The following is a 13,888-nucleotide window of genomic DNA, read 5'->3' on the forward strand; positions in this document are numbered from 1 at the left end:
TCGCTGCTAGCGGGGGTGCTAGCGATAGCAGGGTGAGGTGCTATCGCCAGCAGCCCCCTGACGGGTCAGCCGGAGCGCTTCCGGCGGTTACGCTCGGCGATGGCCTCGGTGAGGTCGTCCAGGCGGATGCCGCGCCGGGTGACGGGTTTGCCGTCGATGCGGCGGCCGATGTCGGCGACCCGGATGCCGTGCGGTTTGACCGCGCTGGTGAGCTGTTCGGACTTCCAGCCGGAGTAGACATCCGGCCGGAGCTCGGCCAGGCGGGTGCACAGGGCCTCGTTCCAGGCGGCCGACTCCCCCGCCGGCCAGACCTCGGCGAGGTCGGCGAGCAGGTCGTAGACGTCCTGCCGCTCCTGGGTGCCGGGCTCGGGCAGCGTCCCGGCCAGGCCGCGGAGCTGCTTGGCCCGCTCGACGACCTTCTCGGCGTCGCGGGTGTCGAGGTAGAAGGAGCGCCGCGCGGCGGGCTTGCCGAGGCCGGCCAGGATGCCCCACCCGGCCTCCACGACCGGCTGGAACACCGTCGCGCGGTAGCCGTTCTTGTACATCGACGTGCCGAGGATCATGTCGTTCGCCGTCTGGTCGGCGACGCTCATGCAGTAGCGGGTGTTGACGTTGCGGGTGATGCCGGTCGGCAGGCTGTCCTTGTCCGGGATCTGGGTGCCCAGGAGCAGGATCACGCCGAGTGCACGGCCGAGCTTGATGACCTTCTCGCAGATCTCCCCGGCTTCCTTGCCGTACTGCGGGTGCAGGAACAGCTCCTGGATCTCGTCCACCGCCACGATCAGCGGATGCAGGCCCGAGCCCTTGAGCGAGGCCAGCTCCGGGGTGACCTTGTTCTCCGGGGCCTTGCCGAGGGCGTTGTAGTGGGCGATGCGCTTGGAACGGCGTTCGCACTCCTTGTACAGCCAGCCGAACATCGCGGCGCACCGGGCGATCGTCTCGTCGTCGAAGCCGTTGCCGTACTCCGTGCAGATCGGCTCCAGGACCTTGAAGTCCCCCACCCCCTTCAGCTCGTAGATCCGGATCTCGGCGCGCGGGTCGAGGGCGGCGGCCAGCACCGCGAGCCTCAGCCCGAACGTCTTGCCCGAACCCGGCTGCCCGCCGAACAGCCAGTTGCGGAACATCAGCTCGGCGTTCACCGTCTCCATCCGCGGCGTGGTGGCGAACGGGAACGGCTTGAACACGTCCACCTGGCCGTCCCGCAGCAGCGGCCACGGCGGCTGCTTCATCTGGGACGACGGCTCGTAGCCGACCCAGAGCGCGAGCCGCCCGGGGTGGCCTGCGGCCGGTTCTGGCCAGACCTGGTCCAGCGGGAGCCGCATGGCCGAGGCGAGCCGGCCACGGCGGGCCACCACCTCGGCGGCCTCCACGCCGAACGGCAGATCCACGATGGCCAGGTGGCCGGGGCCGTCCCGGTGGATCTCCTGCGGGAAGCTGATCGCGTTCGGGTCCTTGCTCACCGCCTGCGTGATGCCGGAGATGCCGCACGACAGCAGCGCGCGGCGGACCAGCTCGGCGGTGAGCTTGCGATAGCGCGGCGCCTCGCTCACGCGGTCGGTGATCGGCCGGTCCGTCGGGCGGCCGGCTCTGGCCAGCAGCGGTACGGCCACCGCCAGCGCGGCGAGCCGCACCCAGCCGGGCACGTCCGCGACCAGGAAGGCCAGCAGGCCGGCCAGCGCGGGCACGCCGAGGACCAGCAGGACCGACCAGCGCCAGCGGGACTGGCGCTGCCGCTGCCTGTCGAGCTTGAGCCAGGTCTCGGCGTCGTTCCGGTCGGCCGCGTACTGGCGCAGCGCCCAGTTGCCCTCCTCGGCCGTGGCCCAGTGGAGCAGCCGGCCGATGGTCTTGAAGATGCCTGGGATGGCGTACCAGAGGGCCTTGGCCAGGTACTTCGGCGAGCGGACGGAGTGGTAGGCGATGACGTACGCGGCGTCGCGGAGCTGCCAGGCGATCATCGCCCGGATGGACTGCCAGGTGCGCAGCCAGGCCGGGATGATCGGTGCGCGGCGGTGCGTGATCCGCGGCGTGGCCTGTATCGCGTCGTCGTCGGGCGGATCCACCGGCGGGCCGGTGGTCTCTCCTTCGACGGCGATGGTCTCGTGGTCGAAGTAGTCGTCCTCTTCCGGCTGACGGGCGCGGCGGCGGGAGTCGAGCGGTACGACCTCCGCGTCACCGGGCTCGGGTGTGTGCTGGTCGTGGGTCATGATGAGTACGCCTCGTTCGCCTTGATGGGTGCGGGGTGGCGGGGCGCGGCCACTGTTCTTGGCGGAGTGGGGGCCGTGCCCTTCGTCTTCGTGGTCGCGGTCGGACCCTGCGGACCGTCCGTGGTCGGACCGGGCGGGCCGCCCGCGGACGGTCCGGCGGTCGCGGCCCGGTCGGGCGGTGCCTCCGACCGCAGGCGGGCCAGGAGCGCTCCGGCGCGGTCGGTGGAGACGGACCGTCCGGTCCTGCGGATGGCGTCGCGGAGCCGGTCGCGGGTGAGCGGCACGCCGCGCGCCTCATGGTCGGCGGCGATCCGCAGGCCGAGCGGCATCAGGTCGGTCACGTCGGCGCGCGGCCGTCGTGTGCTCCTCTTCGGTGCCCGGCGCTTGGGCTTGGGTGACGGCGCCGCCGGGCGCTCGGGTGCCAGGTGGACGTGCTGCGGTGCCAGCTCGCCGAGGCGGTAGAGCGCTCGTTCGCGCCGGGTGGCCTTGAAGCGCCACAGCCTGCCGTACCGGTCCTGCAGGTCCGTACGGGCGAGGATGCGGTCGCGCTCGCGGCCGAGAGCGGCCGGGTACGAGCGGATCTCCCACAGCACCATCCGCCGCCACAGCGCGAACGTGGACGGGAAGGCCAGCAGCCACCGCGAGAGCCGGATGGACTCCATGCGGTCGGGCCTGGCCAGGTCGGCGTGCTTGCGGATGGCGTACGCGCCGACCTCGACCGCCACCACCCACAGGCCGGGCAGCATCGCGTGGGCGATGATCCCGAACAGGGTGTCCTTGCCGGACACGTTCAGGTAGACCGTGGCGGCCGTCAGCGTCCAGGGCACGACCCTGAGCAGGCGAAGGCGCATGCCGAGCCGGGCCAGGACGATGTCCAGCGCTGAGAAGGCGGCGATGCCGAGATCGATCCCGAGTGGAACGATCCAGGCGAACCATCCGAAGGACGGCTTCGCGGCCTCGGCCACCGTGGTGAAGCTCATGACGAACCCGAGCAGGCCCACGCCGGCCACAACGGCGGCGGTGACCGCGACGGCGGTCTGCTCTCCTTCGGTCAGCGGGCGGGGTCCGCAGACGGCTGTGGTCATCGGCCCCACCGTCCCCGGCAGCGCGGGCAGTTCGGCCGGTCGCACCAGTTCTCCGGATGCCGGGACCAGATGCGCAGCACCTTGTCCGGCGAGCCGGCGGCGGTGACGGCGTAGCGCGTCACCTGGCGGATGCGGTAGCGCTCCTGGGCGACGCGTACGAGGTCGCAGGCCAGGAACCCGGCGGCGAACACCGCCACGTGGATCAGTACGGTGATCATGCGGACCCCCTTTGAGAGCGGACGAGGATGCGGCAGACGCGGCAGCCGGGCAGGCACCGCGTACCGTGAGCCGGGCAGATCTCGACCTGGCGGCCGACGCCACAGCCCCGGCACCGGTACGCGCTGCGCGAGCGCTGGCCACAGTCGGAGCACTGGAAGCGAGCCATCAGAAGGCCACCTCCCGCAGCTCGTCGATGGTGAGACCGGCCCAGATGCCGGCCTCGGGCGACACGGCCAGGGCGTAGGCCAGGCAGGCGGCGCGGGCCGGACACACCCGGCACACCGCCTTGGCCTTCTCTTCTCGCGCCTCCCGCTCGTGGTCCGGCTCGGGCTCGAAGGAGTCGGGGCCGGTGAAGAGGCCGGCGGCGTCGCCCTCGCAGGCGGGGCCGGCGTTGAGCACCTCGTCGCAGAGGTCGTACGGAAAGCCGCTCATCGGAGCACCGCCAGCAGGGTCGCGAACGCCTCCGCGACGGCGAGCCGGTGGCAGCTCGGGCAGATCGGCGGCGTGGGAGCCTCCTCCTCAGGGGAGATCTCCTCGGCACCGCCGCAGACGAGGCAGGTCCACTGGACGGACGCCCAATGCACCTGGCGGGCGAACAGGTCAGGGTTGCTGAACCCGTGAGTCATGATGGAAGAACCCTTCTTGGGATGCCGGGGCGCGGATCAGGTTTGGCGACGTGGACCGCGCCCCGGCTTTGTTCTGTCTGGTGCAGGTCAGCCGAGAGCGTTGCTGAACGTGGTCAGGGCTTCGGTGATCTTCTGGATGCCGTCGACGGCGACGTTCACCGCCGATGCGGCTTTGCGGGGCTGAGTCACCACGAAGTAGGCCGCGAGGATCATCAGCACCGTGGACAGGTAGCGCCGGGGGCGGAGAGCAGGCATGAGCAGTGATCCCTTCTGGTCGTCGTCGGGCCTGTCTCTCCTGGTCGGCCGGGCTCTCATACGAGAGCCTGTCCTGTACAGGTATAGAACAGGCTTGGCGGCTCGGTCAAGCTCCTTCCGGGAGCCGCCGTGTTCGTGGCACTAGAAAACCCCGCAGGTCAGGGGGTACGGCAGCGTTCAAAAGACGGTGCAATTGAGCGTTGGGGGGTGCACTCGCGCCGGGAGGGGGTGCAAACTGTGGGCGACATCGTGATCACGGAGGGTCATCAACCCCTTGCGCGCCGGGAGTGCCATGAAGCTCCGAGAGCCGAATCACCAGCTCGCAGCGGTCATGCAGCGTGCCTCGTGCTCCAATAAGGCGCTGGCGAGACGGGTGCAGGAGGTGGCCGCCGCGCACGGAGCGGACGTTCGCTGCGATCACGTGTCGGTTCGACGCTGGCTCGACGGAATGCACCCCCGCGGCATGACGCCGCACTTCATCGCCGAGGCGCTCAGCAGGAAGCTGGGCGAGCGGGTGAGCGTGCGCGACATCGGCATGCTGTACGCCGAGGCGATCCCTTTCTCACCCGGTGGGCACAAGCAGGCCGACCCCCTGTCCGGCGGCGTGACGGCGCTCGTCTCCGGCGACCTGTCGGCGAACCCCCAGGTGGTCGAGAGCGACGTCTCCCCGGACTCCTGGAACGACTCCATGGTCACGTGGCTGGTGAACCCCGTACCGATCCCGAGACGCGCCCCCGAGGGACGGGCGGTCACCGCCTCCAACGTGGAGGCCATCCGCGAGACGACCGCGATGTTCGCCAAGCTCGACTACCGGTTCGGCGGCGGCCACGCCAGGTCAACCGTCGTGCAGTACCTCGCCATGGAGGTCGAGCCGCTGCTCAAGCACGTACGGCCGGACACGACGCTGGGCAAGCAGTTCCTCTCCGAGACGGCGGCCATGCTCCGGCTCGCGGCCTGGATGGCGTACGACACCGGCCTGCACGGCCTCGCCCAGCGCTACATGACCAAGGCCCTCCACCTGGCCCGCGAGGCCGACAACCGCATGCTCGGCGGACGCATCCTGGCCGGCATGAGCCACCAGGCCAACTACCTCGGCCACTACGGCATGGCCGTCAACCTCGCGCGGGCCGCGACAATGGGCGCCCAGGGCGCGGCCACCCCCACGGCGATGGCCCTGTTCAGCGCCATGGAGGCGCGGGCGCTGGCGTCGCAGGGCGACGAGGCCGCGTGCAGCCGGGCGCTCAGCGAGGCCGAGCGCTGGTTCGAGAAGCGCGACCCCGAGGACGATCCGGTGTGGCTGCGGTACTTCGACGAGGCCGAGCTGGCGGCCGAGTTCGCGCACTGCTACCGCGACCTCGGCCACCACCACCGGGCGCGCGATCGGGTGCTGGAGAGCGTGCAGCTCTCCGAGAGCCTTTACGTACGCAGCCTCTCCTTCGTCCGCACCATCCTGGCCACCAGCCATGTGGCCGACGGGGAGCTGGAGCACGGGCTCGCCGTGGCGCGCGAGGTCGTCACGACCGTGGCCGACCTGCGATCGGCCAGGACGCGCCGCTACGTGCGAGATTTCATGAAGCAGCTCGCCCGCTTCGGGAACGATCCACGAGTGCGCGAGTTCCGGACGTTCGCCGAGACCCGGCTCGCCCATGCGCGGGCGGAGGCTCGCTGACTCGTCAAAAGGGCTGCCAGACGCGCGGCAACTCGTCGTGCCGCAGCGAGGCCACGCGCCTCTCGAACTCGGCACGGGCCTCGGGGCTGTGATCGACGTTCTGCATGAGCCAGGTGGTCATGGTGACCTCCCGGATGCGGCGGATGGTGTGGAAGCCTGGCCATTCGGTGATGTCGAAGCCGTACGCCTCCACAGCCTGTGCGTACTCCTCCGGCAGCATCCACCCGAAGCCGCGGAACGGCAGGCCGAACCCGGTGCAGACATCCCACTCGCGCGGCCCCCAGGCGAACGCCTCGAAGTCGAGCAGGATCACCTCCCCGTCAGGGCGGCGCAGGAGGTTGTTCTTGTGCCCGTCGCCGTGGATGTGGCCGGCGGGCAGGGCGAAGTCGAGCCTGCTGTACTCGGCGTACAGGTCCTTGACCCGCTGCCGCAGGAACGCGATGTCCTCCTCCGCGACGGTCGTGGCGCTGTCGAGACGATCCTCCACGCGGGCCAGCGGATCGAACAGCGGCAGCAGCAGATCCGTGGGCTTGACCACGTCGTGCAGCTTCCTGAGCATCACCGCCGCGTCGGTGAAGCCGGGCGCCGGCCCCTCACTGACCTCGTACCGCCAGAACGTCACCACCCGCCCGTCGTGCACCGTCGCCTGCGGGCAGTCGGGGAACAGCCGCACGCTCGGGAAGTCGGCCTCTTCCAGCCACCTGGCGACCCCCACCTCCTTCCGCACGTCCGGAAGGAGATCGGCGCTGCGGGCGATCCGCACCACGACGGGCGCCGAGGCGAGCCGGTACAGCGCGTTCTCCCCGAGCCTGATCAGCGCCGCGCCGCGGCTGTCCAGCCCGGCGTGCTCGCAGGCCGCGACGAGCGCCCGGTACGCGTCCTGCTCGCGGAAGCCCTGGGGGGTGGGGGTCTTGGTCATGGATCAGCCCTTCTTGTTCGTGTTGCCCGGTGGCGAGCCGGTCGCCACGTAACGGCCTTTGCTGGGGATGACGACGATCAGGCCCTCCTGCTGAAGCACTTCCAGGGCCTTGCGTACCGTGATGCGCGCCGTGCCGAACCTTTCGGCGAGGACAGGTTCACCAGGCAGCCGCACATCCGGAGGGAACTCGCCGGCCTCGATGGCGGCGCGAAGCTCGCCGGCCACCTCCTCGTAGCGGGTGGCAGGTTTGACGTCCGGGGTGGCCTCGCCCCGCACTCTGCGGCCCCGGCCCATCTGGCTCACGACCAGGCCCTCGCGCTCCAGTTCCGCGAGCGCCTGCCGTACGGTGCCGCGCGCGACGCCGTACGCCTGCATGAGGGCCGTCTCGGACGGGATCATCCCGCCCGGTGGGTACTCGCCGCCGGCGATCCGCCGGCGGAGATCGTCTGCCAGGGTGGCGTAGGCGGGCTGAGCTTTGCCGTGAGTCATGAGGCTCCCTTGCCGAGCAACAACACGCTCAAGGCTAGGACGACCGCTCACGCGCGGTAATGCACGCCGACTCAACGGCCGGCGAAGTCTCGCCCTGGGCCGCCCATCGGGTCGTCTCGGGGGCCGCCTGGTCCGCCCGCGACGCGATGCCATCACCGCGCCTGGCCGACGATCAGCAGCCCCCAGAGCCGCTCGGCCTTGGCCCGATGCCAGGGGCCGGCGTACGCGACGACCTCGGGCTCGCTCCGGTTCCTGCGCCGGAACCGGTACATGCCGCCGGCCGCGAGGAACTCGTACGAGGTCTCCCGGCAGGCGCACGTATATGCGATGACCCGCTGCCGGTCGATGCTGTTCACCTTCCGCGTCTCGCTGCGCCAGCCGAGCCAGACCTCCGGACGCGCCGCCCCGTCACAGGGGTGCGCGGCGAACCCCGGACATGGCCAGTCCTCCTCTTCCGGACTTGTCGGTTGTGCCATTTGCCCGCCCTCCCGCCTCGCGGTGTGGCAACGTTCGTGCACGTAAACGCTTATGAGCATATGCCTACCAGAGCACATGAGGAAGTGGTGTTGTGATGATGAACGGTTGTGATCGACTTCGGTTCCGATCGTCCGGTGCACCGCCAGCTGGCCGACATCATCCGCGCGGACATCGCCGCGGGCCGGCTGAAGCCCGGTCAGCCGCTCCCCTCAGAAACCCGGCTGATGCAGCAGTACGAGCTGGGACGGGTGGCTGTGCGGCAGGCGCTCGCGGTGCTGCGGAGCGAGGGACTGATCGTCACCGTGAAGCGTGAAGGCTCCTACGTCCGGCCGCAAGTGCCCGCTGAACGGGTGCCCGTCGAGCGCTCGGCCGAGGTGACGGCCCGCATGCCGTCCCCGGAGGAGCGCAAGCAGCTGGACATCCCCGAAGGCGTTCCCGTGTTCGTCATCAAGCCGCCGCGGAAACGCGCCCAGCTTCTGCCCGCCGATCGAACAATCCTCGTTTGGGAGGACGTCTCTTCAGGAGAGTGGGCGTAGGTCATCCCCGCGTGCGCGGGGAGCACTGGGGCTCGTCTGAGCCCAGGGTTGGTAGCAGGGGACCATCCCCGCGTGCGCGGGGAGCACGCGAGCACGCTTCCGGAAAGGAGGAAATGCGGGGGACCATCCCCGCGTGCGCGGGGAGCACATGCCCGGCACATAATGCTGGCTGATCAACCGGGGACCATCCCCGCGTGCGCGGGGAGCACTCCCGCCCAGGAGTCTTGCCAGGCCAGCGCGCCAGGACCATCCCCGCGTGCGCGGGGAGCACCGCCGCGAGAGCAAGATCCCGGAACTCGCGGTGGGACCATCCCCGCGTGCGCGGGGAGCACATCTTCGCAGCCGCGCTCGCGCTGATCGTGCCGGGACCATCCCCGCGTGCGCGGGGAGCACAGCCAGAGCGGCGGTCATGCGGGGGTTCCCATGGGACCATCCCCGCGTGCGCGGGGAGCACTACCGCCGACTGTGTGCGGAGCTGTGCAAGGAGGGACCATCCCCGCGTGCGCGGGGAGCACGTCAAGGCCGGGCGCACGCCGGGCTTCCCCCGGGGACCATCCCCGCGTGCGCGGGGAGCACATCGCCGGCGCGTGCGCGGTCGCCGGCGGCATGGGACCATCCCCGCGTGCGCGGGGAGCACGTACCAGAAGCTCAAGGAGATCCAGGAGAGCGGGGACCATCCCCGCGTGCGCGGGGAGCACGGGAACACGACCGGCGGAGGGTACAGCACGGAGGGACCATCCCCGCGTGCGCGGGGAGCACTTCTTGACCTCGAGCCGCACGTAGTAGGCGTAGGGACCATCCCCGCGTGCGCGGGGAGCACTCTCGCTGACCTGCGGGGTTACCTGGACTCAAGGCCGTTTTCGAGCACTTTGAGATATTCGGACATATCACCCACACAGCCCGGCAAGCCAGTGCTAAGCGATGAGACACCGCCTGTACGACGTGGTCAGCGCTGTCCATACCGACGACGCCGAGCTACTTTGCTCCAGTTGCGAGGCGGTTCGGGCTCTGGCCGCTCTTGTCGTTCCTTCGGCCTTCGGAGCAAGACAAGCCCCTCGTGGTCGATCGGGTGCCACTTGTGGTCATGCGTTTCGAAGGCGAATCCCTGCTCGTTGTCCGTGGTGTACGCAAGAAGCGCGCGGCCGGTGTCGGCGTACTGCTGAACCTGTAGCCAGAGCTGCTCCCGTATCCGCGCTGACGGCCCTCCGATGAACACGCCTGGGGAGATTTCCATGAGCCAGCGGGTCAGGAACCCCCGTAAGCCAGCTGGGCAACGGGTGAGCACGATGACGGTCACCAGGGCACCTCATCGGCGTAGTTACGGCCTGACTCCACTTCGACGCCGTGATCACTCTGCAGGAACACTTGATCACGCTCCTCGTCAGAGGCGATCTGCTCGGCAGCGGCATCGACCAAGAGCAGATGCTTGATATCGGTCACGCACCGTTTGAGCAGGCCGACCTTGTTGATCCTGTCGCGGATGGCGCGGCGAGTGCGCGATCCAACGTCCTCTGGTCCATGCGCCGCTTCTTCAAAGGCGACAGGGATGGCGATGTCTGTCTTGTAAAGATCAGCAATATCGAGGACGAAGGCGAGTTCATGGCCGGAGTGGATGAAGCCCAGCCCGGGCGAGCAGCCGAGTGCGGCGACCGTGGTTTGAGCCACGCCATACATGCATTGGGCCGCAGCCGTGACCGCCTGATTCAGGGGATCGCTAGCACTGAAGTCGCCCGGCGTGTAGACCCGGCCGTGCCACGCAAGACCGACGCGTTCAGCTTCCTGACGGTAGCGTTCCTTGACCCGGCGGCCCTCTCGTCCGAGCAGTTCGTGCCGCGTGAAGCCCGACGGGTCCTCACCGGGGAATCGCATGCGGTACATCTCCCGAGCCACCTCTAGCCGGGTGCGCCTATTGGCCCATAGGGCCGCTTGGGCCTCGACCAGTGAGGATGACCGGTTGAGCGACCGCCCACCGGAGTAGAAACGTACGCCCTGCTCACCCACCCACACCACGCCGGCCCCGCAGTCGCCGAGCAGGCTCATCGCCTGGTGGGTGACGCGGGTACCGGGGCCTAGCAGCAAGGTGCCGATTGTGGCGGCAGGGATGTGCGTGACGCCGTTTGCGTCCTCGGCGGTGATGGCGTTGTCCTCCCGATGAAGGATGCAGCGTTCCAAGTAGATGAACGAGATACGGTCACCCATCCGGGTGAGTTCGCGTGGCGAGGACTGACCGCGCTGGCCGACGGTGGCCATCGTTCACCCCTTAGCGAGAGTCATCAGACCGCAGCCGTACGCCTTGGCCCTGCCTAGCCCTACAGTGAGGGTGCGGCGAAAGGCCTCCGGATCGGTCACCTGGAGTCTGCCGTCGAAGGTGACGGTGACAAGGGTGACAGGCTTCCGCTGGCCGGGCTTGGTGAACTCGAGTTGCCGGCGGTCGTGCACGGTGAGGTCGTAATGATCCAGCTCGGTTTGCAGGCGCTGCTCAGGCTCCTTCTCCAGAACGGCGAAACCGGCCTTCTCCTGGCGTTGCAGGAGCCAGTCCATCTGATGGCGCCAGCCGACGTGCGCGGTGACCTTGGTCGGCTCGTCGGCCTTCCGGCGGATACTGTGGACGGGGTTGGCAGTCAGGCGAAACGCCCAGGTGTCGCCCTTGGCCAGGCGGGACAGCAGGGGTTCGTAGTCGTAGGTCTGCCAGCGTCCGGTTTCCGGCCACCCTGCTTCTTCCACGAGGTGGGTGAGGTCCGGCTCAGCAGGGCTGACGAGGTACAGGTAAGTCTCTGCGCGGCCGTTGCGGTCGATCCGCCACAGCACGCGGGGACCGCCGTCACCCTGCGGCGGGGGTTCGGCGAAGGCGAACATGACTGCCGCGTGCAACCTCTGCGGAGATGAAAGCAGGCGTCGGGCACCGATGCGAGCGGTATTGAAACGAAACCGGGTCAGGAACATCAGACGCTCCCGAGAGCGGCGATGGGGTCGTGGGCGAGGCGGGCGATGGGATTGATGACCTTCGCTCGTGGTGGCCGGTGGACGCCACGCAGTCGGTACTGCCGGTGTACCGGATCGAAGCTGACCGGTTGATCCCGCAGAGTGTCTGTGGGACCGTCCTCGATCACGGCCTCGAGCAGAAGTTCCAGCTCCACTTCACGTTCATCTCGGTACCGTCTTTGGTACCAGGGCGAGGCACGCCACGGCTCCTGGCGCAGTGCCGCTTCCACGGTGAGTTCGTCACGAACGCTGAGGTACACAGGACGGGACGGCGGGCATGAGCGTCGCCCCAGATATGGCAGAAAACCAGGTTTGTGCAACGCTTGCCGAAGCGTATAGATCAGCCCGGCATCGCCTTCGACGCCGGCGACGAAGACAGCGTCCGCGACATAGAACCGTTCCGACACCGGAGCCGCTTCGCCGGTCACGAAATGGTGGGCGGTCTGGAAGTCACGCAGCAGAATGCCCGGCTGGTCCACCCGGACGCCGAAGCGAAGGGCTGCCAGATCGCTTATGTCCTGCGTGCGTTCACGACCGAGGGCGGCCGCCAGCAGCCCGATCACGGCGCTCTTGGTCGGTGCCGCTTCCGTAGTCCGGCGAGCGAAGCGTGAGGCCGCACCCCACGCCTGGAGTGGGCCGGCGAGCTGCAGCAGCAGGACGCTCATGCCTGCTCCTGCCTCCGCACGACCTCTGCTCCTACAGCGGCGATCAGCTCGGGCATGGGGAGACTGTCACCCAGCCGGGTCAGTGCTGCTGTGGTCTCGCCGACGTGCATTATCCAGGTCGAATCGCTGTCACTGATGCCATAGCTGGTTTCGATGTCGGTGAGGTACGACACGAGTGCCTCGGTGGCCTGTCGCATGTGGCCGCCGGTTTCCGGATCCGCCCGGCAGGGCTCCTCGAACGCGGCGACGAGGTTGATGGGCCGCGCCTCCCGCAGCTTGATCACGACCGCATCGGGCAGGGTGTGATTGCCGAAAGTGTTGATCTTCCCGGTCGGAAGAGACGTCAAGAAGCACTGTACGAACGCCTCGACCGCCTGGCGGACCGGTTCGGTGACCGGCTCGTCATCGCGCAACCCTTTGCCAAGGTTGCGGCGTAGCAGGTCGACGTCCACTGCTGCGTAGCGGTAGAGGGTGGCGGAGTTGAACTCGACCGTGCCGATCATGCCGGCGCCCTTGTCGTCGTCCTTGCGCTTCTTGTAATCGTCGACCGCCGTGTAGTAGTCGGACTCGTTGTCCACCCGGTGCACGCTGATGGCGTGTGCCACCTGAGCCGCTGCGTCCACGTTGATGTCAGTGTCGTCCGCGATCATGCGACCGAACAGCGCGATGTCGACCGAGTGACGGGCTTTGGCGATCTGCTTTGCCTGCTCCTTGACTGCCTTGTCTTTGAAGTACGCCTTGTTCCCTGAGCCATAGCCCTTCACCGCCAGTTCCGCCAGGCCGTCGAGCTGGCGGGCGCTAAGGAATATGAGGTACTTCGATTCCGGAGCCGCGTCCCCCGCCTCACCACGTTCAGCCTGCTCTTTCCGCTTCGGTACCTCGAGCTTCGAGCCAGTGGCAGCCTGGATGGTCTCGGCCGCGATCGACCACGCGTCGGCTTGCGGGATGGAGTCGTCGAGCTTGCGGATGCGCTCGGCGAGGAGTTCGGCCACCCGCCTGGTCCGCACCCCGAGCGCACTCGGGTCAAGCAGGGTGTGGAAGCCTTGCCGAGTTGCCCTCTTCCATGCCTGGCTGGAGACTCGGGCCCGGCGCACGCCACCGTACATAGCCGTTTTGGGCGTACCGGTTTCGTCCCGGTTCAGGCAGCTCGGCGGGACGGTCTGTAGCGCGTGCACTTCGAGGATGGTTCGAATCATTGGGTGTCCTTATCGGAGGAAGCCGCTGTATCGGCATCAGGGCGCGAACTAGGACGGTAAGAGTGGAAGCTACGGCCCCAGCGCTGCCGCACCCGGCGGAGCCCGTCTGGGCTCTGGGCCTGGTAGAGCTGCCGGGCCAGGACTCCGTAGTCGAGCGGAATCGAAGCGTTGCCTAGCAGGATGATGAGGTGCCGGAGTCGGTCGATGAGCACTGCGGGCGTGGTGGCGGTGCCGAGGCGGACAAAGTGCTTACGGATGGGCTCATCCAGCGAGCCCTTGGGCATGAGCTGCCTGACCGCCGCACCGAGTTCAGCGCCTGCCCGGTGCATCGGAATGGGCTTTGACTGCTGGTGCAAGGCGTACAGGGTGATGGCCGCGAACAACGCGAGCTCAGCCCGGGTCGCTTGCCGCTCTGGAAGGTGCTGGTCGCTGTAGAGCCGCTCGATGCCGGCCTTGCCCCACAACTCCGGCACGTCCTCAGGAAGCTTCCGGCCCCGTACCGCAGCTGCGCCAGCGTAGCGACGGCAATACTGCGGTCCGCCAGGTAGCCCTTTTGCAATTCGATC

The 13,888-nt window shown here is 68.6% G+C and carries 16 protein-coding genes, 1 pseudogene and 1 CRISPR repeat array; of the genes and pseudogenes, 2 read left to right on the forward strand and 15 right to left on the reverse strand.

The annotated features are described in order from the left end of the window. Positions 1-65: 65 nt before the first annotated feature. From ACFMQL_RS09885 to ACFMQL_RS09910, 6 genes are all read right to left on the reverse strand, one after another. Positions 66-2,204, reverse strand: a complete 2,139-nt coding sequence (locus ACFMQL_RS09885; RefSeq protein ID WP_378785334.1) for a cell division protein FtsK — start codon at positions 2,202-2,204, stop codon at positions 66-68. Continuing rightward, on the reverse strand, positions 2,201-3,289 hold the full coding sequence (locus ACFMQL_RS09890; protein ID WP_378785336.1) for a DUF2637 domain-containing protein: 1,089 nt from the start codon (positions 3,287-3,289) through the stop codon (positions 2,201-2,203). The genes ACFMQL_RS09885 and ACFMQL_RS09890 overlap by 4 nt, the downstream gene beginning before the upstream one ends. Continuing rightward, positions 3,286-3,507, reverse strand: coding sequence for a hypothetical protein (locus ACFMQL_RS09895; protein ID WP_378785338.1), 222 nt, complete (start codon positions 3,505-3,507; stop codon positions 3,286-3,288). Before ACFMQL_RS09895 ends, ACFMQL_RS09890 begins: the two co-directional genes overlap by 4 nt. A gap of 166 nt (positions 3,508-3,673) precedes the next feature. Then, entirely contained in the window at positions 3,674-3,940 is a 267-nt protein-coding gene (locus ACFMQL_RS09900) for a WhiB family transcriptional regulator (RefSeq protein WP_378785339.1), read from the reverse strand. Then, positions 3,937-4,134 (reverse strand): hypothetical protein, encoded by a 198-nt coding sequence (locus tag ACFMQL_RS09905; protein ID WP_378785341.1) that lies wholly within the window; start codon positions 4,132-4,134, stop codon positions 3,937-3,939. Before ACFMQL_RS09905 ends, ACFMQL_RS09900 begins: the two co-directional genes overlap by 4 nt. Positions 4,135-4,221: 87 nt before the next feature. Next, positions 4,222-4,389 (reverse strand): hypothetical protein, encoded by a 168-nt coding sequence (locus ACFMQL_RS09910; protein ID WP_378785343.1) that lies wholly within the window; start codon positions 4,387-4,389, stop codon positions 4,222-4,224. Positions 4,390-4,852: 463 nt separating this feature from the next. Here ACFMQL_RS09910 and ACFMQL_RS09915 point away from each other — a divergent pair, with 463 nt between their 5' ends. Then, positions 4,853-6,058, forward strand: a complete 1,206-nt coding sequence (locus ACFMQL_RS09915) for a hypothetical protein (RefSeq protein ID WP_378785345.1) — start codon at positions 4,853-4,855, stop codon at positions 6,056-6,058. Between the two features lie 4 nt (positions 6,059-6,062). Here ACFMQL_RS09915 and ACFMQL_RS09920 read toward each other — a convergent pair whose 3' ends face one another. The 3 genes from ACFMQL_RS09920 to ACFMQL_RS09930 all read right to left on the reverse strand — a co-directional run bounded on the left by ACFMQL_RS09920 (position 6,063) and on the right by ACFMQL_RS09930 (position 7,942). Further along, entirely contained in the window at positions 6,063-6,977 is a 915-nt protein-coding gene (locus tag ACFMQL_RS09920; protein WP_378785347.1) for a phosphotransferase enzyme family protein, read from the reverse strand. A gap of 3 nt (positions 6,978-6,980) precedes the next feature. Further along, positions 6,981-7,466, reverse strand: a complete 486-nt coding sequence (locus ACFMQL_RS09925) for a GntR family transcriptional regulator (RefSeq protein ID WP_378785348.1) — start codon at positions 7,464-7,466, stop codon at positions 6,981-6,983. A gap of 152 nt (positions 7,467-7,618) precedes the next feature. Beyond that, entirely contained in the window at positions 7,619-7,942 is a 324-nt protein-coding gene (locus ACFMQL_RS09930) for a hypothetical protein (protein ID WP_378785350.1), read from the reverse strand. Between the two features lie 135 nt (positions 7,943-8,077). Here ACFMQL_RS09930 and ACFMQL_RS09935 point away from each other — a divergent pair. Next, positions 8,078-8,257, forward strand: a pseudogene (locus ACFMQL_RS09935) (winged helix-turn-helix domain-containing protein); the annotation flags it as partial. A gap of 219 nt (positions 8,258-8,476) precedes the next feature. Then, positions 8,477-9,299: a CRISPR direct-repeat array (repeat unit 29 nt; unit sequence GGGACCATCCCCGCGTGCGCGGGGAGCAC). 126 nt (positions 9,300-9,425) lie between these two features. Here ACFMQL_RS09935 and cas2e read toward each other — a convergent pair. Genes cas2e through casB form a run of 6 tightly spaced genes read right to left on the reverse strand, consistent with a single transcriptional unit; the run spans position 9,426 to position 13,795 of the window. Next, complete coding sequence (cas2e, locus tag ACFMQL_RS09940; protein WP_378785351.1) at positions 9,426-9,776, reverse strand: type I-E CRISPR-associated endoribonuclease Cas2e; 351 nt, start codon at positions 9,774-9,776, stop codon at positions 9,426-9,428. Beyond that, positions 9,773-10,729, reverse strand: a complete 957-nt coding sequence (cas1e, locus tag ACFMQL_RS09945; protein ID WP_378785353.1) for a type I-E CRISPR-associated endonuclease Cas1e — start codon at positions 10,727-10,729, stop codon at positions 9,773-9,775. The genes cas2e and cas1e overlap by 4 nt, the downstream gene beginning before the upstream one ends. A gap of 3 nt (positions 10,730-10,732) precedes the next feature. Continuing rightward, positions 10,733-11,422 carry a type I-E CRISPR-associated protein Cas6/Cse3/CasE gene (gene cas6e / locus ACFMQL_RS09950; protein WP_378785355.1) on the reverse strand — a complete coding sequence of 230 codons (690 nt, stop codon included), beginning with the start codon at positions 11,420-11,422 and terminating at the stop codon, positions 10,733-10,735. After that, positions 11,422-12,126, reverse strand: coding sequence for a type I-E CRISPR-associated protein Cas5/CasD (gene cas5e, locus ACFMQL_RS09955; protein WP_378785357.1), 705 nt, complete (start codon positions 12,124-12,126; stop codon positions 11,422-11,424). The genes cas6e and cas5e overlap by 1 nt, the downstream gene beginning before the upstream one ends. Further along, a complete protein-coding gene (gene cas7e / locus ACFMQL_RS09960; RefSeq protein ID WP_378785358.1) occupies positions 12,123-13,322 on the reverse strand; it encodes a type I-E CRISPR-associated protein Cas7/Cse4/CasC in 1,200 nt (399 codons plus the stop codon). The genes cas5e and cas7e overlap by 4 nt, the downstream gene beginning before the upstream one ends. Further along, positions 13,319-13,795: a type I-E CRISPR-associated protein Cse2/CasB gene (casB, locus tag ACFMQL_RS09965; protein ID WP_378785360.1), complete on the reverse strand. Its 477-nt coding sequence runs from the start codon at positions 13,793-13,795 to the stop codon at positions 13,319-13,321. Before casB ends, cas7e begins: the two co-directional genes overlap by 4 nt. Positions 13,796-13,888 lie beyond the last annotated feature (93 nt).

The organism is Nonomuraea fastidiosa (assembly GCF_042751225.1).
Taxonomy (GTDB): Bacteria; Actinomycetota; Actinomycetes; order Streptosporangiales; family Streptosporangiaceae; genus Nonomuraea; species Nonomuraea fastidiosa.

What these genes read in the sequence shown, in the direction of transcription:
- ACFMQL_RS09885 (WP_378785334.1), bottom strand. Translation starts at nt 2,204, where the DNA reads ATGACCCACGACCAGCACACACCCGAGCCCGGTGACGCGGAGGTCGTA.
- ACFMQL_RS09890 (WP_378785336.1), bottom strand. Translation starts at nt 3,289, where the DNA reads ATGACCACAGCCGTCTGCGGACCCCGCCCGCTGACCGAAGGAGAGCAG.
- ACFMQL_RS09895 (WP_378785338.1), bottom strand. Translation starts at nt 3,507, where the DNA reads ATGATCACCGTACTGATCCACGTGGCGGTGTTCGCCGCCGGGTTCCTG.
- ACFMQL_RS09900 (WP_378785339.1), bottom strand. Translation starts at nt 3,940, where the DNA reads ATGAGCGGCTTTCCGTACGACCTCTGCGACGAGGTGCTCAACGCCGGC.
- ACFMQL_RS09905 (WP_378785341.1), bottom strand. Translation starts at nt 4,134, where the DNA reads ATGACTCACGGGTTCAGCAACCCTGACCTGTTCGCCCGCCAGGTGCAT.
- ACFMQL_RS09910 (WP_378785343.1), bottom strand. Translation starts at nt 4,389, where the DNA reads ATGCCTGCTCTCCGCCCCCGGCGCTACCTGTCCACGGTGCTGATGATC.
- ACFMQL_RS09915 (WP_378785345.1), top strand. Translation starts at nt 4,853, where the DNA reads ATGACGCCGCACTTCATCGCCGAGGCGCTCAGCAGGAAGCTGGGCGAG.
- ACFMQL_RS09920 (WP_378785347.1), bottom strand. Translation starts at nt 6,977, where the DNA reads ATGACCAAGACCCCCACCCCCCAGGGCTTCCGCGAGCAGGACGCGTAC.
- ACFMQL_RS09925 (WP_378785348.1), bottom strand. Translation starts at nt 7,466, where the DNA reads ATGACTCACGGCAAAGCTCAGCCCGCCTACGCCACCCTGGCAGACGAT.
- ACFMQL_RS09930 (WP_378785350.1), bottom strand. Translation starts at nt 7,942, where the DNA reads ATGGCACAACCGACAAGTCCGGAAGAGGAGGACTGGCCATGTCCGGGG.
- cas1e (WP_378785353.1), bottom strand. Translation starts at nt 10,729, where the DNA reads ATGGCCACCGTCGGCCAGCGCGGTCAGTCCTCGCCACGCGAACTCACC.
- cas6e (WP_378785355.1), bottom strand. Translation starts at nt 11,422, where the DNA reads ATGTTCCTGACCCGGTTTCGTTTCAATACCGCTCGCATCGGTGCCCGA.
- cas5e (WP_378785357.1), bottom strand. Translation starts at nt 12,126, where the DNA reads ATGAGCGTCCTGCTGCTGCAGCTCGCCGGCCCACTCCAGGCGTGGGGT.
- cas7e (WP_378785358.1), bottom strand. Translation starts at nt 13,322, where the DNA reads ATGATTCGAACCATCCTCGAAGTGCACGCGCTACAGACCGTCCCGCCG.